Below are 19,410 nucleotides of genomic sequence, written 5' to 3'. Positions count from 1 at the left end.
CTGCGCTTATGGCACTGACCCTGGTCTGTGCTTTTGCGTTTTGCGCTGGTGTGGCGGTGTTTGCCGCCAACGCAGCGGCGACTGCTGGTGCCTGCTCGTTCGGCGCGAATGCCAATGGCCGGCCGCCCGCGGATGGAGCCAGTGGCTTGGAGATTCAGCCCCGTGGTCAGACGCCAGCCGCTCTAACAACCGCCCAAGTGTCAGTTGCGCGGATCTACATAGCAGTCGGTAAGCAAATGGGCATCTCGAGGGACGGCCAAATCATCGCGATCATGATGGCGCTTCAGGAATCCGGCCTCCGTGTCCTGGCGAACACCAACGTTCTCGCTTCGCTCTTGATTCGGCATGACGGCGTCGGCAGCGACCACGACTCCCTCGGAACCGCCCAGCAACGTCCAGCCGCCGGCTGGGGGACCATCGAGCAACTAATGGACCCCAACTACAACGCACAGGCCTTCTACGGCGGCCCGAGCGGTCCCAACCACGGCAGCCCACCCGGGCTGCTTGATGTCCCTACTTGGCAATCCATGGACAAGGGTAACGCTGCCCAAGCTGTCCAAGTATCGGCCTTTCCTGAGCTGTATGCGCGGTGGGAACCCGAGGCAACGGCCATAGTCGACGCGCTCGCAGGTGGCACTGCGCCAGCATCTTGCGACAGCTCTCCTAGCGGTTCGGTGCCGCCGGGAATAGCGCCAAATCTCAGCCAGATCCGGAAGGACATCCTGCGCTTTGCTCAAGAAGGCCTGGGTGGGGCCTACGTCTGGGGTGGGACGGCGTTCAAAGCTTGGGACTGCTCTGGCTACGTTCAGTGGATCTATAAGCAGGTGGGGATCAACCTGCCACGTGTCGATCAGTGGACCGTGGGGAACCAAACTGAAAATCCGCAGCCGGGGGATTTGGTGGTGCAAAATCCACAGGGGCCCAACAACTGGGGGCACGTTGGCATCTATGCCGGTGATGGCATGATGTACAGCGCGCTGAACCCGGCTGTTGGGACGTTGATCCACCCGATAGCTTGGAATTCGGGTACGGCTTATTTTGATCTGCTGGACTGACGTCAGGAGGAGTCCAATAGCGGGAGAGGCCAAGGTTTTCCAGACCTTTGCGATGTCTCTGGACAAGGCGATGCCCTCCGTGCCCTTGACTTTGCGCCGCCCGGGGCACAGCATGTGCTGCTTTGCGGTCCCCCGGGGGTATGCCCTTAACCCATTTATATGATGAGGGACCAGCAGGCTAAGCCATCTCACTGCGGTCTCCGGCGAAATTTGGGGTTTGGGTGTCGCAGCCATGCAGCGCCGCATGCCTAAGTAAAGCGGCTGTTCAGAGGGAATTTTCGCCACCCACCCCTGAGATAAGAATTGATGCGGACCCTGGCTGTCCTCAGGTTTGGCACAAGGACTACGACCTCAAACCGCCCACGACTCCGACGTCCGGATCCTACCTGTGGCGTAGGAGCGTGAGCAAGCGTAGCGTCGTTTGGAGAATTGGCGGCTACCGCAAGCACATGACCCAGAGGATCATTGGGCCGATTCGAATTTGCGAAGGGACTGAGATGGCTGGGTGGAATGCTGACACGGCGGCAGGGCCTTTGGGAGCCGGGACGGTTACCCTAGTCGAGGGGTCCTCTTTCTGCATCTCTTTGCAGAACGGGGACATACATCCCGAACATCCACACGGCCTTTTCGTCCAGGACACCCGCATTCTGTCCTGTTGGAGGCTCACAATTAACGACCAGCCACTTGAGCCGTTGGCCGCTGAGATGAAGGAGCCGTACAGGGCGCTCTTTGCAGCGCGCGTTCCCCGTTCGGACGGGTATGCAGACAGCCCGCTGATTGTGGAGCGGCTGCGAGAAGTTGGGGTGGGCATCCAAGAGCAAGTCAGCATCTGGAATTATTCTTTAGACGCCGTTGATTGCGTGGTCTCCCTGACGGTTGAGGCGGATTTTGCGGATCTGTTCGAGGTGAAGGAGGCGCGGATCGAGCGGCTCTGGGACCAGACCCGCGAACCAGACCACGACACACTGACGATCCGGGCTGTTTGGCAGGATGTCCGGAAGGGCGTTGCCGTGCGGGCCCCTGGAGCGGACGTTGATCAGGAGGCTCTCACATACCGTGTGTCGGTCGCGCCGCACGGGAAGTGGAGTACGACCTTAGCTGTGGTGCCCATCGTGGATGGGCCGAGTTCTGAAACCCTATTTGTCCATGCCGATGAGGACGGGTTGTCTCCCCGTGATCGGCGTCGGCAGGAATGGGTGGCCAAAATTCCGGTGCTGCAGATGGGAAATCGATCCATAGAACGAATTGGTCGCCGAAGCTACGACGACCTGGGTTCCCTTCGCATCGAGGATCCTAATAATCCAGAGCGCGTCGTGGTGGCCGCGGGTGCGCCTTGGTTTATGACCCTGTTTGGCCGCGATTCGTTGTGGGCCTCGGAGATGTCGATGCCGGTGGATCCCTCGCTGGCATTGGGCACTCTGCAAACGCTGGCGGACCGGCAGGGTACGGTGATTGATCCGATGAGCGAGGAGGAGCCGGGCAAGATCCTGCACGAAGTCCGGTTTGATGTCTCCAGCGGTTTGTCCTTGGGTGGAAAATCCGTCTATTACGGAAGTGTCGACGCGACGCCCCTGTTCCTGGTGGTCCTGGGGTCCGTCAGCCGATGGGGGTTCGACAAGGACACGATTTCCGCCCTCCTTCCCCACGCAGACCGGGCACTGGAGTGGATCAGGGACTACGGAGACAAGGACGGTGACGGATTCGTCGAATACGACCGGCTCAACCCTAAAGGGCTTATCAATCAAGGCTGGAAGGACTCCTGGGACGGCATCAACTTCGCGGACGGACGGCTGGCCGAGCCCCCTATCGCGCTTTGCGAGGTGCAGGCATACGTTTACGTCGCCTATCTCTCGCGGGCATGGATGGCCTATGACGTCGGCGATGCGGCTTTGGGGAACGACTTGGCCATCCGGGCGGCGCGGTTGAAGGAACAGTTCAATGAGCAGTTCTGGATGCCTGATCGCGGTTACTACGCCGTTGCCTTGGACGGCCAAAAGCGGCAGGTCGATGCCTGCACTTCCAATATGGGTCACTGCCTCTGGGCCGGACTCGTGGACAAGGACAAGGCGCCACTGGTGGCGGGACGGCTAATGTCCCCGGAAATGTTTAGCGGCTGGGGAGTACGGACTCTAGCTAGCGACATGGGGGCGTACAACCCGGCGAGTTACCACAACGGCTCGGTCTGGCCCCATGACAATGCCATCACTGCGGTCGGCCTTCTGCGCTACGGTTTTGTTGAGGAGGCGCAGTGCATCGCCACTGCCCTGTTGGAGGCAGCGGAGTTTTCCGACGGCCGGCTGCCTGAACTGTTCTGCGGGTTCAGCCGGGAACGCTACGCCCGGCCCGTTCCGTATCCAACGGCTTGTTCACCCCAGGCGTGGGCAGCGACCACACCAATCTTCCTGGTGACCAGCCTGATGCGATTTGACGCCCATGCTTCCGGGGGTGGCTTATGGATGGATCCCGTGCTGCCCGAGTCCTACGGCGACCTGCACGTCACGAATGCACCCATGGCCGGTGGCCGAGTCACCATCGATATCAAGGATTCAATACCTTCAGTCAAGGGAATGCCTGAAGGAATGGTGTTCCACCTTGGACGCAGGCCTTGGCTGGCAGAACTCGTAGAGCAAGCCGGTCGGGGCGAAATGGCCTAACACTCGCTCAGTCGGGGCTGGCTGCGGCACACGGTGTAGCCCATCCTGACTTCGTCGCGGAAGAGCCGGGAGAGCGTGGGTTGGAACAAGGCAGCCGCGGTCTTGATTTTTGCGGAGAGGACCTCACGTGCCTGCACCAAGGCCAGAACGAGCTTGGACTTGAGGAGGCGACTTCAGGGGTCCAGGGTGGCTTCTAACTCCATCGGAGGAACTTCGTTGTTTGAAAGCCGACGTCCGGCCTTGCGATGCCCACGCTCGCACGTGCCTTTGCTTCTGCTACGCTGCCGGAACCGCGGTCATCCGTGCGGGACGAAGCGGATGAACATTGCTTTGAAACCGGGGGTGTTGGATTCGCGGGCGACGTTTTCTTGTGGACCAGGGCGTTGGCTTCGGGGAAGTATGCGGCGGCACAGCCCTGTGCGGTGGGGTAGGCCACGAGGCGGAACTTGTCGGCTTTCCGGTCGTGGCCCTGGAAGGTGCTGATGACGTCTACCAGGTCGCGGTCCTTTGTACCCGAGTTCCATGAGGTCCTGGGGATGGATCAGAATCACCCGGCGGCCGCCGGAGATGCCGCGGTAGCGGTCGTCCAGGCCATAATAGGTGGTGTTGTACTGATCGTGACTGCGGACGGTCTGCAGGATCAGGTGCCCGTCCGGCGGAGTCAGGTATTCCAGCGGGCTGACGGTGAAGCGGCCGCGGCCGATGTCCGTTTTGAAGGAACGGGTGTCCCTTGGCGGGTTGGCAGCACGAAGCCGTTCCTGGTCCGGACCGGGTCGTTGAAGTCCTGGAAGCCCGGGATGACGCGGGAGATGTGGTCCCGGACCACATCGTAGTCCACGGCCATGGACTTCCAGTTGACCGGATGGTCCTCGCCGAAGGTGGCGTCGGCCATCCGTGCGATGATCACCGGTTCGGCGAGCAGGTGCTCCGAGACCGGCTGCAGTCGGCCTTGGGTGGAGTGGACCACGGACATGGAGTCTTCCACGGAGAGGAACTGGGCGCCGCCCGGGTGCTTGTCGTCCTTGTCCGTCCGCCCCGCCGTCGGCAGGATCAGCGACGTGCGGCCGTGGACTATGTGGGAGCGGTTCGGCTTGGTGGAGACGTGCACGGTCAGGCCGATCCGCTGCATCCCGGCTTCCAGGGTTTCGGTGTCCGAGCAGGCAAGGGAGAAGTTGCCGCCCATGGACACAAAAACGTCCACCTCGTCCCGTTCGAAGGCTTCCATGGCCTCCACGGCGTCCACGCCGTGGCCGCGCGGGGAGGTGATGCCGAACTCGGTGTCGAGGGCCTCCAGGAGCCATTCCTTGGGCTTTTCCCAGATGCCCACGGTCCGGTCGCCCTGGACGTTGGAGTGCCCGCGGACCGGGCAGGCGCCTGCGCCGGGCTTGCCGAAGTTGCCCTGCAGGAGCAGGACGTTGACCATTTCCTTGATGGTGTCCACCGAGTGCGGCTGCTGCGTCACGCCCAGGGCCCAGCAGAAGATGGGTGGCCTTGGACCGGATCAGCATTCCGGCCACGTCCTCGATCTGGGTCCGGGCCAGTCCGGTGGCCTTCTCGGTTTCGTCCCAGTCCAGCTCCTTGCGGGCGTCGCGGTAGGCGTCGAAGCCGTCCGTCTGAGCGTCGATGAAGGAGCGGTCGACGACGGTCCCCGGGTTCCGCTCTTCCTCGGCCAGGAGCAGGTGGGCGAGGGCCTGGAACAGGGCTAGGTCACCGCCGACCTTGATCTGCAGGTATTCATCGGCCAGCGGCGTGCCGCCGCCCACCACACCGGAGACGGTCTGCGGGTCCTTGAAGTTGAACAGTCCGGCCTCGGGCAGCGGGTTCACCGCCACCACCTTGCCGCCCTTGTCCTTGCACTCCTTCAGCGCCGAGAGCATCCCGGCATGGTTGGTGCCCGGGTTCTGCCCGACGACGAAGATGAGCTCCGAGTCGTGGATGTCGTCCAGCGAGACGGTGCCCTTGCCGATGCCGATGGTGGGGTTCAGCGCCGAACCCGAGGATTCATGGCACATGTTGGAACAGTCCGGCAGGTTGTTGGTGCCCAGTGCCCGGGCGAACAGCTGGTACATAAACGCCGTCTCGTTGGCTGTGCGCCCCGAGGTGTAGAAGACGCAACGGTCCGGCGTGGAGGCACGGACATGCTCGCCGATGAGTTCGAACGCGTCCGCCCAGGAAATCGGCGAATAGTGCGTCTCGCCTTCGCGGATCACCACCGGCTCGCTGAGCCTGCCCTGGTTGCCCAGCCCACTCGGTCTTCGCCGAGAGTTCGGCGATGGAATGCTTCGCCCAGAACTCTGCCCCGACCGTGCGCAGGGTGTTCTCCTCGGCGACGGCCTTGGCGCCGTTCTCGCAGAACTCGGCCACCTTGCGCTTCTTGTCCGACTCAGGCCACGCGCAGCCCGGGCAGTCGAAACCGCCGCGCTGGTTCAGGCGCAGCAGCGACTGCGCCGTGCGGGTCAGCCCGGCCTGCGCCACGGCGCGCTCCAGCGCAACCATCACCGCCTTGACACCGGCCGCTTCCGTTTTGGGCTTGTGGACTTCGAGGTTGGCCTCGTTGATGTCCGCAACGGGAGCGGGCTGCTTGCCGAACTTCACTGGGTTACCTCTACTCCTTGCGGAACCAGGCTGATCCTTTGGGCAACTCAGCTGGGCCTGGTTTAGCCGCCACATGACTCAGAAGGCGTATCACGAATTCGAAAAGCCGCGCAGTCAGCAACACCCTGTACTGCCCAAACCGGCGTGGCCTGAAAGGGGGGGGATAGGAAGACTAGGTGTGGTTCAGTCTGATGCGGCGACCGATGACTGTTGAGGGCTGCGGCTCCAAGGTGCTCCGGTTCGATGGTCATGCCCATTGCAATCACATGGGAGTCGTTCAAAGACTTGCACCACAATGTGGGGCCGGTTGGCTCGGCTAAAAGCCGTGACACCTGGGGCTATTATCGATGAGGACGCCTTACACATTGCGAATCCTGCGCCTTGAGACCCACGGAGACCCGCCGAACGATGCGTGTTCCTCGACTCCTCCGCGGCCCCTGCAGAAATTGCAAGCGTCGTCCGGCTGCGGATCTTCGGCGATGGTGTCTTGGGCACTTAGATGGCGACGGCACGTGGTGTCGGCTGGTAGGCCAGGAACTTCCACTCGCCAGCGTCCTTGATCCAGACTGCAAGAAAGCTATTGTCGAGTGCCTTGCTTGCGCCGAGGACGATGGCGTCCGCGGTCATGCGGCCTACGACAAGGGCGGTATCCCCGACCTGCACAATGTCCTCGATGTGGTGGTCAATGCGACGGTATCTGAGGAGACCGCTGCGGAGTTTAGTCATGTAGTTTGCCAGTGAGTCGCGGTTTCCGCCGGAATGTCCATAGGTTAGATGGTCGTGGCACAGCCCCTCGAAAGTGTTGTAATCGTGATCGAGGACTGCCTGATAGCGCTTTGTCTCGAGGTCCCGGATGGTGGCTTCGGTCGTTGTCGTCTGCAAAATTGTGCTCCTGGGTGTAGGTCGTCCGTGCAGAGGGCTGCCGGATGGACGGGCCCGGCATCTGCCTTGATATCGCTGGAGTCAGGAACCTGGCGGCGCCATCTTTTTGCGCATGTTGCGATTATCGGTAGCACTGGAACGACGTGCTAGATCTCAGACAAGGTGCTCACCGCGCAGACTGCACCTTCGGCGCTGCGCGCCTCGGCACCGTATTCCAGACCATGCGGCCCCGGGACGATGGAGAATGTCTGAGGCTTGGTCATCGGGGAGGCAAGCCTGTACCCGAAGGTCTTCCCAACCAGGTCGATCCCTTCGCGGCGCATGTGTTCACCCATCATCAGAGCCAGAAGAGGCCCGTGGATGACCAGACCGTCGTAGCCCTCATTCAGGCACCAGTCACGGTCGTAGTGAATTCTGTGTGCGTTATAAGTCAGCGCGGAGAACCGGAAAAGCAGGCGTTCGTCGGCTGCTTGCTTCAACACCGGCCCCGCGGGCGGAGCCGGCGGAGTCGGAGCTTGAGGCAGGGAACCCGTTCCCTGAGCGCGGTAGACGATGTCCTGTTCTTCACGAATCAGCACCTCGTCGGCCTGGAAGATCTCGTGGCGAACGGTAGTGAAGGTCAGCGGTCCGGTCCGGCCGGCCTTCTCGACTGATCTAGCCACGGAAATGACCTTTGTTGCCGGCGCACCAACCTCCAGCTGCCCGAACGTCGAGACTCGACCACCGGCGAACATTCTGCGCCGGTCAGGTCCTGGAGGTGCAGGAATACCGAGTGTGGGATGCCCATCCGGCCCGAGCTCACTCTCGCGGTTGCGCTCCAGAAGATAGAGCCAATGCCAAAGCGGAGGGACGGTAGCGCCCAGTCCGAAGGGCATCTCGATGTTCATGACGGCGGCGAGGGATTCCACTGGTTCCCCGGCGATATATTCCGTGCGCTCGATGCGGTCGGTCAAGGTACTTGGTGTCATGTTAGGTCTCTATCTTGGTCGCGTATGTAGGTAGCGGTGAGGGCAGCGATCAGGTTGTCGATGGAGGATGAAGAATCAAGATTCTCCACCGCATCGATCAGCTTCGCGGCCGCTTCCTTGCCGTATGGGCGAAGGAGAGCATGCGCCTTGGCGACGACCTCAGCGTGCGTCATGGGGTTCTTCTCGGAGCCCTTGGCGTCCGTCGGATTCCCGGCTAGGAGAGTGATATGTTCGCCATCAGTCAGTTCGATATCAAGGCGGGGGCCGTCCTCGAGTTGGATCGATTCGTCGAGCACCATCGAGATCTTGGCCAAGATCTCTTGGATCTGGGGCTCCGAGATGCGGGGCCGATCGAATTGTTCCAGACCGACAGAACGGTTATCCAGTGCGACGCTGATCGCGTAGGGCAGGCTGAATTGGGCATCAAACACGGTCTCAATCGGGTCGACGTTGAGCATGTTGATCGCTGTCTCTCCGGCGGTCACGGTGATGGAGCGGACGTTAGAGGGGCGCAGATCACGTTCGGCGATCAGTTTCATCACTGCATCAATCGCCGAGTGGCTGCCTCGACAACATGCGTAGGGCTTCAAATAAGATGTGGAGACGTTGAAGGTCTCCCCAAGACCAGCAAGGACTCGCTCGGGGAAACCTTGGCCGTTCCCGTAAGTGGCATAGATTCCACCCCATGGTGCTTCGAAGATCCGGTGGGGGCCGGTGATACCCGCCCTAGCGAGGAGGGCAGCGTCAATCCCTGATTCTCCGGCTTTGCCCGGGTGCACACGCTTGGTCCAGGCACCGTCCTCGATGAAGGCCCAGATGCCTCCTGTGAATGATCCAGCGATGCCGAGGGCATCGGCGAAGGTGGTCGCGTCAAGCTGCAAGATCTTGGCGCAGGCGGCCGCAGCGGCGAAGGTGCCAAAGGTACCTGTGGAGTGCCAACCGCGGTCGGTGTGGGCGGCGAAACCGCCGATGCCCTGCAAGAGTCGATAGCTGATGTCGTATCCGGCGCAGGCGGCAACGATTAGTTCCTTGCCGCTGGAGCCACTGAGTTCCGCTGCAGCGATCGCCGCGGGTAGAGTCGCCGACCCTGCATGCCCTGGGCCGCCCCCATCATCGAAGTCCCGGGCGTGGGCCGAGGTTCCGTTGGCGAGGGCCGCGTGTGCGGGGTTCAGGCGTTCGGGGGTTCCCCAGACGAGGCTTGGACCGCCGTTCGAGATGCCTGTGAGCGCTTGACGGACGCGGCGTGATTCCTCGGAGGGGACTCCGGCCATGGCCACGGCGAGTGTGTCGAGGATGTGATCTTTGATTCCGGAGACCACATCGCGTGGGAGGTCCTCGTAGCTGGTTCTGGACCAATATTCGGCGAGCCGTTCCGTGATGGACTGCTGCAATTCAGGTGTGAGTTCCATGGAGTACCTTAGCGTCGGGGGCCTAGGTCGACGGTGAGCTGTTTGATCGTCCACCGCCCGGCGGTCTGGCTTATTGCGGATTCGGTTTCGACGACGCGGGCCTGTGGGTAGTGGCGGACGAGGTGACCGACTACCTCTTCGATCTCCACCTTGGCCAGTCCTTGTCCAAGGCAGTTGTGCGGACCCGTGCTAAACGTGAGTGGCTGGTTCCGCTCGCGGCCCAGAACGAATTCACCGGGGTTTTCGAACCGCTCAGGGTCGCGGTTGGCGGACCAGACGGCCACGTGCACGTCGGCCCCGGCGGGGATAGTGATATCGCCGACCTCGATGTCCTCCATAGCAATCTTGCTCACAACGCCGGTTCTCGGATAAAGGCGAAGCGCTTCTATGACTGCGGTAGGAATCCACGTCGGGTCAGCGACGATCTGCTGCCAGACTTCTCGATTGCGCAGCAAATTCCATACCACCAGGCCGATTTGGTGGCCCGTATTCACTGAACTCGCTTCGAGCATCGAGGTTGCCTCGTCGAAGAGTTCCTGCTCGGTGAGCTTGCCGTTGTCGGCGAGCGTCATCAGGTGGGAGAGCATGTCGTTGCCGAGACCGTGGGAGCGCTTGCGTTCCATCAGATTGCTCAGATATTCGAACAGTTCGTCGTAGGCGGCGAGGATATCGGGCTTCAGGCTGGGGTCCCTGGCCAGCAGGGCCAGAGTCCGCTCGGAAAGTTCCTGCACCTTGGGGGCGTCGGTTTGCGGAGCACCGGCGAGATGACAGTAGACCAATGACGGGATGCGGCGATCAATACCGGCGTGAAAGTCCACTGGCTTCGTGTCGTCGAGTTCGCCCACGATGCGCGCCACAATGTCAGCGAGCACATCACGGGTGTTCTGCACTGTCGCGGGGCCCATGAAACGGGCAAGCGGGGTGCGCAGGCGCAGTTGTTGCGCTCCGTCCTGCATGATGATGCTGCGAGCTCGAAAACCATGTACGGCGCCATCGTTGATGCCGAACTCTTCCATCAGGCGCAGGGCAGAGTTCGCGAACCGTGGATTGCGGAGCACGTCGGTGGCCAGCCGGTAGGACAAGACAGCGTACCCCTCGGAGCCGGAAGCGATGCCTCCGTCGGGAAGCGCGCCACCAGGGTGATCGGTCGCGTTTGGGGCGAATAGTTCGAATGCGGGAACGATGGTGGTCATGAGCGCGAAATCGCTCCCATCGGGCAGCACAGGATGACTTCTTCGAGCTCATCCTCGCGCTCCTCCCCGACCTCTGAAAGCAGCTGTTCGAGCGTGCCGTCCTGGTCGATCCGGAATACGTCCGGCATCAGGGCAGCGCAGGTGCCATTGGCATCACAGCGCTGCATGTCCACGTTAAGTTTGATCATGGGGGAGGCCCTTCGTCGGGATCATCAGGCCGAAGCAAGCCCTACGTCTGAGAAGGGATGCGATCGGCCAGGTCGGTGTTTTATCGTCTACCTTGCGGTCCCATGAAACATTTCACAAATACCAATATGGCGCCCTATCCATCTATTCCATGTATGTCCCGAGTCGCACGCTCACCGTTTAGGGGAGGCAGGGGTGTACCGGTTGCCTGAGATTGATCGTTGAAAAACAACGCTGTGAACCGTTCGGCAACCGGAGTCACGACTCCATCTCGTCGCCTCACGATCGCGATGGGCACATTTGGCCATCCCCCGATTACGGGGATCTGGGCGACATCGGGGTGAATCCGGGCCATCTCAACACTGGAAAGGGATACCCCCACCCCGGCACCGACCAGCTGCGCGGCAGTCATGACCGTGGGCACCGGAATGACCCCTGTCGGGTTCGCCCCCGTCGACGAGAACTTGTCGGTCCAGATCCGCCAGAGGATGCGCACCCCCGGGATTCTGGCGGGCAGGATCCATGTAGCGTCGACCAGCGTGGCCACGTCGAGTGGCGTGCTCTCATCGAGCCCCCAGGACTTCGGGGCGATAAGAGTCAGTGGCAGTTCATCGACAATTTTCACGTCGAAATGCACCCCGTTGATGGGCTGGAGTGGCTCCTCGGCCACGACCGGCATGATCGCTAAGTCCAGGGTGCCGTCGGCGAGCCGGTCCAACTGCACCTTGGGATTGGCGTCAGTCAGATCCAGCGTCACGTTGCGGTAAATGGAGAGGAATTCGGAGATCTTAGTGCTGCCGATCCGCCACAGGCACATCGGTTCACACCCCAGCTGGAGTTCCCCAGCCAGCCCTTGGCCCATTGATCGCAGCGTGTCCGAGATCCTGCGCTCCTCGGCCAGCAGGCGCTGACCCGCGTGGTGAAGATACTCGCCGGCGGACGTGAGTTCGATGCCGCGGGGTTTGCGCTCGAATAACGTCACCCCGACCTCCTTCTCGAGCTTGGCCATCGCCATGCTCAACGGCGGCTGCGAGATGCGCAGGGCGTGGGACGCCTCTGTGATAGAGCCGTTCTCAGCGACGGCGATGAAATAGCGAACATTCCGAAGATCCATGCATTGAGCATATGGGAACCTCTACAGATTGGTATTTGATGTATGCCGCGATCTGGGTGACGGTTGAGGTGAGGGCGGTCACGCTCAACTCTCTAAGCACGTCCACAACGGAGGCAGCATGAAATACCAGCAGCAGGTGATCGTGGCCGGAGCCGGCCCTACCGGTCTGCTCAACGCGCTGGGCCTGGCACAGCAGGGACTCGACGTCACCGTCGTCGAACGCGCATCCGGGCCACAGGATGCCCCCCGGGCCATCCTGTACCACTGGTCCACTCTCGACGGTCTTGAACGGCTCGGCCTTTTCGAGGATGCCACCCAGGCCGGGTTCCTCAAGCAGGACTATGCCCATTACGTACGGGACACGGGAGAAACCATCAACTACGGGCTGCAGGCGCTCGAGGGCCGCGTCACCCATCCCTATAACCTCCACCTGGGCCAGGACGCGTTGGCCAAGATCATCTTGCGCCACCTTGAGCAGTTCCCGAATGCGCGAGTGCTCTGGGGACACAAGGTCACCGGGGTCACTCAGGACGGCGAAGTGGTGACCGTCACCGCCGAGCACGAGGGAAATCCCGTGAAGTTGCGCGCTCCATGGCTTATCGCCGCCGATGGTGCAAGCTCCGCTGTCAGGAACGCCCTGGATCTTCCCTTCGAGGGATTCACGTGGCCCGAGCGGTTCGTTGCCGCCAACATCCGGTTCCCGGACGACCGTAGGGGCTGGGCCCAGACCACGTTCTATGTCGACGACGTCTTCGGTGCGATCATCGTGAAAATCGACAACTCGGGTCCGCACGGACTGTGGCGCTACACCTACATGGAAGACGCCGTTCTGCCAGAAGAAGGGGTCGTGGATCGACTCCCGCGCTTCCTCGAGCAGATCTTCGGGCCCGAGGTGGCCGCGGGCACGACGCTAGACGCCATTGCCCCCTATCGCATGCATCAACGCAGTGCTCCGACGTACCGCGTCGGCCGCGTCCTGCTGGCCGGCGACGCCGCTCACGCCACGAATCCCACGGGCGGCTTCGGACTGACCATGGGTCTATTCGACTCCTATGTTCTCAACGAGGCCCTGGTCGCCGTGATCTCCGGGCACGCGGACGCTTCCGTCCTCGATGCGTACGCCGATTTGCGCCGCACCGCCTTCATCGAAAAGGCCAGTCCCCGCGCCACGTCCAACAAAAAATTGATCTTCCACTCTTCGGACCCGGTCCAGAGGGACAAGGACCTAGACCTGTTCCGCCGCATGAGCACCGATTCCAAGCTAGCTGCCGAAGTCCTCTACTTCACCAAGACCCTAGAGACACCCTCGCTGCTGCGAGTCTAATAATTTCTTCCAAGACCACCGAACCAGCCAGCCATCCGGCATCACAAACAGGAGTCGATAACATGCTTCCTCTGAGCGGCCTCACCGTCGTCTCGCTCGAACAGGCAGTCGCCGCGCCGTTCGCAACGCGCCAACTCGCCGACCTGGGCGCTCGGGTCATCAAGATCGAGCGCCCCGGTCCTGGCGACTTCGCCCGCGGATACGACGAAACCGTCAAGGGCATGGCCAGCCACTTTGTCTGGCTGAACCGGTCTAAAGAGTCGGTGGCACTGGATTTGAAGAGCCCCGAGGGCAACCATGCCGTTCACGAGTTAGTGCGCAGCGCCGATGTCTTTGTGCAAAACCTGGCTCCCGGTGCCGCAGCGCGCCTCGGGCTCGGTGCCGAAGCACTGCGTGGCGAGCGTCCTGAGCTGATCCACGTATCGATTTCCGGCTACGGCGCCGACGGCCCGTATTCAACGAAGAAAGCATACGACCTGCTTGTGCAGTGCGAAGCCGGCCTGGTCTCCATCACCGGCGCCGGCCCCACCCCTTCCAAGGTCGGGATTTCGATAGCAGATATCGCCTCTGGCATGTACGCATACTCAGGCATCCTCACCGCGCTGATCCAACGCCAGCGGACCGGGGAGGGGGCCACCATCGAGTTATCCATGCTCGAGGCGCTGGGCGAGTGGATGGGCTTCCCGATGAACTATGCCATGTACGGTGGGACCGCGCCGAAACGCACAGGTGCCTCGCATGCTGCCATCGCCCCCTACGGTCCCTTCACTTGCGGAGACTCGAAGAAGGTTTTCTTAGGGATCCAAAACGAACGCGAGTGGGCCACTTTCTGCCACCGGGTCCTCGGCCGCCCGGAAGTGGCTGAAGACGAGCGCTTCGCTCGCAATTCCCTGCGCGTGGAGCACTCCACGGACCTCACCTCCGTGATCGAGCAGACACTGGCTCGGCACACGGCAGATGAGGTCGTGGACTTGCTCGAGGAAGCAGGCATCGCGAACGCGTTACTACGCGACATGCAGGGGTTCGCGGACCACCCCCAGCTTGCAGCGCGCAACAGGTGGCGGGAATACGACTCACCAGTCGGACCCTTGCGGGCCCTGATTCCGCCAGCTACCTTCGTGGGACAGGAGCCGGTGATGAACCGCGTCCCCGAAGTAGGAGAAGACACCGAGCGGATTCTGACCGAGTTCGGGGTGCTGGAAACTACATGAGCCCGCTAAGCATTCAGGATCCAGTAACTACGCTCCAGAGCGCTCGTTCATTCCTCTTCGTCCCGGGGGACCGGCCCGAGCGGTTCTCGAAGGCAGTGGCCTCTGGGACTGATGTGGTCATCGTCGACCTGGAAGACGCTGTCAGCACACAGAACAAAGACTCGGCGCTGCAAGCGGTCACAGCCTGGCTGTCAGGAACTGGTCATGCAGTGGTGAGGATCGGACGGGACAAGGACGTCGAGGCTTTGATAGGCCTTCCCGGTCTCTTGGGGGTAATGGTCCCCAAGGCCGAGATCCCAGGAGGTCTGTTGCGGATTTCCGAGGCGGTGGAGCGACCCGTGATCGCGCTCATCGAGTCGGCTTCCGGTGTCCTAGCAGCCAACTCTTTGGCAAGTGTCCCCGGCGTGGCCCGGTTGGCGTTCGGAGAGCTCGACCTGGCTGCGGACATCGCAGCACAGCCGAACCAACGCTCGATGCTGCTGGCGCGATCGCTGTTAGTGCTCGCCTCCCGCTCCCAGGGGCTCCCCGGGCCGCTGGACGGCGTGACCGCGAAACTCGACGACGACTCCATGCTGAACGAGGACCTGCACGCCGCTCTCGAGTTGGGTATGTCCGGAAAGCTGCTAGTACATCCGCGTCAGGTCGGCATAACCCACAGTGTTTTCCGTCCCAGCGACGAAGAGGTCAAGTGGGCGCAGCGCGTCGTGGAGTCCGTCAAAGGGGGACAAGCTGTGGTCAAGGTCGACGGTGTGATGGTCGATGCCCCCGTGCTGCTTCGGGCACAAGCCATTCTCGCGCGCGCCGCCTGCAACCCCTAAGCACCACCCGACCACCACGTTTGCGGGCACACGGTGAACTGCAGTTCACCGCCTACCCGCAATCAAAAACCGTCAAAGGCCAATCGAGAACTAAACGCCGCGAGGATCACGGCGAAGGAGGACACATGAGTAGGCACGTCAACGAGCGACCGGTCGCTGTAATCACCGGGGGCGGGGGTGGTCTTGGCAACGACATCGCAGATCGTCTCGCAGATGACGGATTCGACCTTGCACTGCTTGACGTCTCCAAACCAGCACTCGAAACCGCAGCAGCCCGGCTTGGTGCCAGATCCCCCGGCAGCAAAGTCCTCACAATCGCGGGGAACCTGTCCGACGAATCCGTAGTCGGCGACGCGTTCACCCGTATCGAGAACGAGTTCGGCAGGATCGATGCACTAGTCAGCGCAGCCGGAGGCAGCGGCACGGCCATAGTGCGCGAGCTATCCGAACTCAGCGGGCAGATCTGGCGCTCCGTCCTGGAGAGCAACCTAACCAGCACGTTCCTGTGCGCCCAGCACGCCGTCCCGGTCATGCTGAAGCGTGGCTATGGCCGCATCGTGAACTTCTCTTCCCTCGTCGCCGACGGCCTCGATGGCCCTTCCGGAACCGTGGGGGCCCGTCTGGCCTACGCGGCCTCCAAGGGAGGCATCGTCAGCCTCACCAAGCAGCTCGGCAAGGACCTCGGTAGTACCGGAATCACCGTCAACGCCATCGCCCCGGGCCTCATCCTCCCCACGACCGGCCGGGTCCGGGCCACGTTCGAATCCATGGGTGCGGAAGAGAAGACCGCCACCGCCGCCGCCATCCCCGTGGGCAGACCCGGAACCGGTCGCGAGATTGCCGCGGCCGTCGCCTACCTGGTCTCCGAGGGGGCCTCGTTCACCTCCGGCACGGTGCTGCACGTCGACGGCGCCGCATCCTGACCACCACTCACACTGACTCGAAACGGAGAACCCCCGTGACACATCCCCAGCTAGTCATGATTCCAGCCCTAGGCGCCGACTCCCGCCTGTGGCAGCCGGTCATAGACGAACTCGGCGCCGAGTTCGACTGCACGGTCATTCGCGGTGAAGGGAGGACGATTCAGGCCATGGCAGATCATGTCCTGTCCAAAGCCCCGAAGGAATTCATCCTGATCGGGATCTCGATGGGAGGGTACGTCTCCCTCGAGATCGCTCTGCGGAACACCGGCAGGGTGAAAGCCCTGGCATTGTTCAACACCTCGGCCATCGCCGCTCCGGAGGACCGCCGGAAAAACTCGATCGACCTGATCTCCCTCGTGGAATCCGGGGGCTTCCGAACGGCAATGGATCGCACGACTTCGGCGGTGTCACGCGGGATCCCCGAGATCCAGCGCGTCGTGGCAGCGATGACCGAAGACCTCGGCGCGCGGGTTTTCGTCGACCAGCAGCGCGCCGTCATCGACCGTTCGGATCGACGGGCCGAACTCAACACCATCACGTGCCCCACCATAGTTGTGGGCGGCACCGAGGACATCATCACCCCGCCGGACCTGAGCGAGGACCTTGTACGCCGGCTCCCTGATGCGCGCCTTGTCCTTGTCAAAGGCAGCGGGCACTTTACGCCGCTGGAACAACCGGCCGCAGCCGCGGCTGCGCTGGCCGATTTCGTTCGCGCCCAGACAGAACGTGCAGACCAGGATGATCGGAAGATTGCGATCACATAAGTCTTGGTCAGCGGGCACTCTTCAGCGCTGGACGGTCAACGCGGAACCGGAGAACATCCGGGACCTAGGCGGCCCGCGCACCTCCAGGAGCGAGCCGCCTAGACCGTCCCGAGGACGCCGCCGGAATCGTGGCCCGCCTGGGCTCCCCACTCGAACTGCCCGGCCGCCGCTGATCGACGTCGGAATGCTCTATAACTAAGCGCTTGCCGGGAAAGCGGGCGGCGCCTGTTCCCAGCTTCAGGCCTACCACCCGGAGCCTGACCCATCACAGAAGCCCAACAGAAGGGAACCCCCACCATGACCACTGACCTGGGGCCCGAATCGCTCACCGCCGCCGTCATCGACAGCTTCAAGAACACGCCCGACCAGCGGCTGAAAGCCGTGCTGGAAAGCCTCACCCGCCATCTCCACGGGTTCGTCCGCGAAGTGGCCCCCAGCATCCAGGAGTGGGAAGCAGCCATCGAATTCCTAACCGTCACCGGGCAGAAATGCGACGACGTACGGCAGGAATTCATCCTGCTCTCCGACATCCTCGGAATCTCGATGCTGGTCGAGACGATCAATGACGAAGAAACCCCGGACGCAACGGATTCAACAGTTCTCGGCCCCTTCCACATGGTCAAGTCCCCGGAACGGCCCCTGGGCGAGGACATCTCGGCCGAGAGCGAAGGCGACGTGTGCGTGGTCCGAGGACGCATCACTTCGGTCACCGGCGAACCGGTGCCCGGCGCCAGGATCGATGTCTGGCAGGCCAACGCCAAAGGCTTCTACGACGTCCAACAGCCCGGCATCCAAAGCATCGGCAACGGGCGGGGCATGTTCACCGCCGACGAAAACGGCGAGTTCTACTTCCGCAGCGTCATCCCCAGCTACTATCCGATCCCGACCGACGGGCCCGTGGGCGACCTGCTGCACGCCACCGACAGGCACCCCTACCGCCCCGCCCACATCCACTTCATCGTCGCCGCTCCTGACTACAAGAAATTGACCACCCACATCTTTGTTGGCGGCAGCGAATACATCGACTCGGACGCAGTGTTCGCGGTCAAGAAAAGCCTCGTCAAGCCTTTCACCGCCAACACGGATCCCGAAGCAGCCGCCACCCTCGGCGTGGCCGCGCCCTTCGTCGAAGGCGTCATCGACATCGTCCTGCACCCCGAAGCCCGCCCACACGCACCCACCAGCGAAACCATCAAGGAGATCACCCGATGAAGGACTTCCAGTACCAGGCCCAGCCGATGCGCGTCTCCTTCGGAGCCGGTTCGCTCAAGTCACTGCCCGACGAAGTCCGCAGCCTCGGCCTGCACCGGGTACTGGTCCTCTCCACATCCTTCCAGGAGGACCTGGCCCGGGAAGTGTCAGATCAGCTCGGGGAGCTCAGCGCCGGCGTGCACTCCGAAGCCGAGATGCACGTTCCGGTCGAGTCTGCCCACCGCGCACGCGAAGTGGCCACGGCCGCGGGAGCTGACGGGTACGTCGCCGTGGGCGGCGGCTCCACCACCGGACTGGGCAAGGCCATCGCGTTGGAGTTCGGGGCCCCCATCATCGCGGTGCCCACCACCTACGCCGGCTCCGAAATGACCCCCATCTGGGGCCTCACCGCCGACGGTGAGAAAAAAACCGGCCGCGATCCCAAGGTGCTGCCCGCCAGCGTCATCTACGACCCCGAACTGACCCTGACCCTGCCCGTGGGCATGTCCGTCACCAGCGGATTCAACGCCATCGCCCACGCGGTCGAGGCGCTCTACGCGCCCGACGGATCCCCGATCATCTCCCTTATGGCAGAGGAAGGCACGCGCGCCATGGTCAACGCACTGCCGCGGATCGTGGAGAACCCGGCCGACCCGGAGGCCCGCTCAGATGCCCTCTACGGGGCCTGGCTCTGCGGAGCCACCCTGGGAGCGACAACCATGTCCCTCCACCACAAGCTCTGCCACACACTCGGCGGCACGTTCAACCTGCCGCACGCCGAAACGCATACCGTCGTTTTGCCCTACGCGCTGGCCTACAACTCCGCACACGCTCCTGAGGCCGTCGTCGCGCTGCAACGAGCTACAGGAGCGCAGGAACCCGCCGCCTTCTTGCGCCAGCTGAGCCTGGATCTGGGAGCGCCAGCGTCCCTGCGCGAACTCGGGCTAACCGACGCCGATGTCGAAACCGTCGTCGAACAGGCTACCCGCAACCCCTACGCCAACCCGCGACCAGTCACAGCAGACGGCATCCGCACCCTGGTCGCCGCCGCGCTCAACGGCTACGCCGTCTAACAATCGATCCCAGAGCCGCCTGAACGACAACGGACCGGCCCGGGGGTCCT

General features: G+C 62.5%; 15 protein-coding genes and 2 pseudogenes. 10 read left to right on the top strand and 7 right to left on the bottom strand.

Annotated elements, in window-relative coordinates; genetic code table 11:
• Positions 1-8 precede the first annotated feature (8 nt).
• From AB4Z38_RS05640 to AB4Z38_RS05630, 3 genes and pseudogenes are all read left to right on the top strand, one after another.
• Complete coding sequence (locus tag AB4Z38_RS05640) at positions 9-1,055, top strand: C40 family peptidase (RefSeq protein WP_441428813.1); 1,047 nt, start codon at positions 9-11, stop codon at positions 1,053-1,055.
• Positions 1,056-1,109: 54 nt separating this feature from the next.
• Positions 1,110-1,205, top strand: a pseudogene (locus AB4Z38_RS05635) (hypothetical protein); the annotation flags it as partial.
• A gap of 347 nt (positions 1,206-1,552) precedes the next feature.
• Positions 1,553-3,709, top strand: a complete 2,157-nt coding sequence (locus AB4Z38_RS05630; RefSeq protein WP_441428812.1) for an amylo-alpha-1,6-glucosidase — start codon at positions 1,553-1,555, stop codon at positions 3,707-3,709.
• Between the two features lie 296 nt (positions 3,710-4,005).
• Here AB4Z38_RS05630 and AB4Z38_RS05625 read toward each other — a convergent pair.
• The 7 genes and pseudogenes from AB4Z38_RS05625 to AB4Z38_RS05595 all read right to left on the bottom strand — a co-directional run bounded on the left by AB4Z38_RS05625 (position 4,006) and on the right by AB4Z38_RS05595 (position 12,056).
• Positions 4,006-6,304 (bottom strand): annotated as a pseudogene (locus AB4Z38_RS05625) (FdhF/YdeP family oxidoreductase).
• Positions 6,305-6,799: 495 nt separating this feature from the next.
• A complete protein-coding gene (locus AB4Z38_RS05620; RefSeq protein ID WP_441428811.1) occupies positions 6,800-7,186 on the bottom strand; it encodes a nuclear transport factor 2 family protein in 387 nt (128 codons plus the stop codon).
• 146 nt (positions 7,187-7,332) lie between these two features.
• Positions 7,333-8,154, bottom strand: a complete 822-nt coding sequence (locus AB4Z38_RS05615; RefSeq protein WP_441428810.1) for a mesaconyl-C4 CoA hydratase — start codon at positions 8,152-8,154, stop codon at positions 7,333-7,335.
• A complete protein-coding gene (locus tag AB4Z38_RS05610; protein WP_441428809.1) occupies positions 8,151-9,563 on the bottom strand; it encodes an MmgE/PrpD family protein in 1,413 nt (470 codons plus the stop codon). Before AB4Z38_RS05610 ends, AB4Z38_RS05615 begins: the two co-directional genes overlap by 4 nt.
• 8 nt (positions 9,564-9,571) lie before the next feature.
• Positions 9,572-10,786 carry a cytochrome P450 gene (locus tag AB4Z38_RS05605; RefSeq protein ID WP_441428808.1) on the bottom strand — a complete coding sequence of 405 codons (1,215 nt, stop codon included), beginning with the start codon at positions 10,784-10,786 and terminating at the stop codon, positions 9,572-9,574.
• The gene (locus AB4Z38_RS05600) at positions 10,753-10,944 is read right to left on the bottom strand and encodes a ferredoxin (RefSeq protein ID WP_441428807.1); all 192 of its coding nucleotides are present in this window, start codon (positions 10,942-10,944) and stop codon (positions 10,753-10,755) included. Before AB4Z38_RS05600 ends, AB4Z38_RS05605 begins: the two co-directional genes overlap by 34 nt.
• Positions 10,945-11,078: 134 nt before the next feature.
• Entirely contained in the window at positions 11,079-12,056 is a 978-nt protein-coding gene (locus tag AB4Z38_RS05595) for a LysR family transcriptional regulator (RefSeq protein ID WP_441428806.1), read from the bottom strand.
• A 118-nt stretch (positions 12,057-12,174) separates the two neighbouring features.
• Here AB4Z38_RS05595 and AB4Z38_RS05590 point away from each other — a divergent pair, with 118 nt between their 5' ends.
• From AB4Z38_RS05590 to AB4Z38_RS05560, 7 genes are all read left to right on the top strand, one after another.
• Positions 12,175-13,380 carry an FAD-dependent oxidoreductase gene (locus AB4Z38_RS05590; protein ID WP_441428805.1) on the top strand — a complete coding sequence of 402 codons (1,206 nt, stop codon included), beginning with the start codon at positions 12,175-12,177 and terminating at the stop codon, positions 13,378-13,380.
• A gap of 62 nt (positions 13,381-13,442) precedes the next feature.
• Complete coding sequence (locus tag AB4Z38_RS05585; protein WP_441428804.1) at positions 13,443-14,591, top strand: CaiB/BaiF CoA transferase family protein; 1,149 nt, start codon at positions 13,443-13,445, stop codon at positions 14,589-14,591.
• Positions 14,588-15,409, top strand: a complete 822-nt coding sequence (locus tag AB4Z38_RS05580; RefSeq protein WP_441428803.1) for an HpcH/HpaI aldolase/citrate lyase family protein — start codon at positions 14,588-14,590, stop codon at positions 15,407-15,409. Before AB4Z38_RS05585 ends, AB4Z38_RS05580 begins: the two co-directional genes overlap by 4 nt.
• 125 nt (positions 15,410-15,534) lie before the next feature.
• Positions 15,535-16,332, top strand: coding sequence for an SDR family oxidoreductase (locus AB4Z38_RS05575; RefSeq protein WP_441428802.1), 798 nt, complete (start codon positions 15,535-15,537; stop codon positions 16,330-16,332).
• Between the two features lie 35 nt (positions 16,333-16,367).
• Positions 16,368-17,096 (top strand): alpha/beta fold hydrolase, encoded by a 729-nt coding sequence (locus AB4Z38_RS05570; protein ID WP_441428801.1) that lies wholly within the window; start codon positions 16,368-16,370, stop codon positions 17,094-17,096.
• A 297-nt stretch (positions 17,097-17,393) separates the two neighbouring features.
• Positions 17,394-18,308, top strand: a complete 915-nt coding sequence (locus AB4Z38_RS05565) for a dioxygenase family protein (protein ID WP_441428800.1) — start codon at positions 17,394-17,396, stop codon at positions 18,306-18,308.
• Positions 18,305-19,360 carry a maleylacetate reductase gene (locus tag AB4Z38_RS05560; RefSeq protein WP_441428799.1) on the top strand — a complete coding sequence of 352 codons (1,056 nt, stop codon included), beginning with the start codon at positions 18,305-18,307 and terminating at the stop codon, positions 19,358-19,360. The genes AB4Z38_RS05565 and AB4Z38_RS05560 overlap by 4 nt, the downstream gene beginning before the upstream one ends.
• Positions 19,361-19,410: the final 50 nt, after the last annotated feature.

The sequence above is a fragment of the Arthrobacter sp. 2RAF6 genome (assembly GCF_052115205.1).
Taxonomy (GTDB): domain Bacteria; phylum Actinomycetota; class Actinomycetes; order Actinomycetales; family Micrococcaceae; genus Arthrobacter.
Note: the sequence above shows the minus strand (reverse complement) of the source record. Positions and strands in the feature narration are given on the sequence as shown.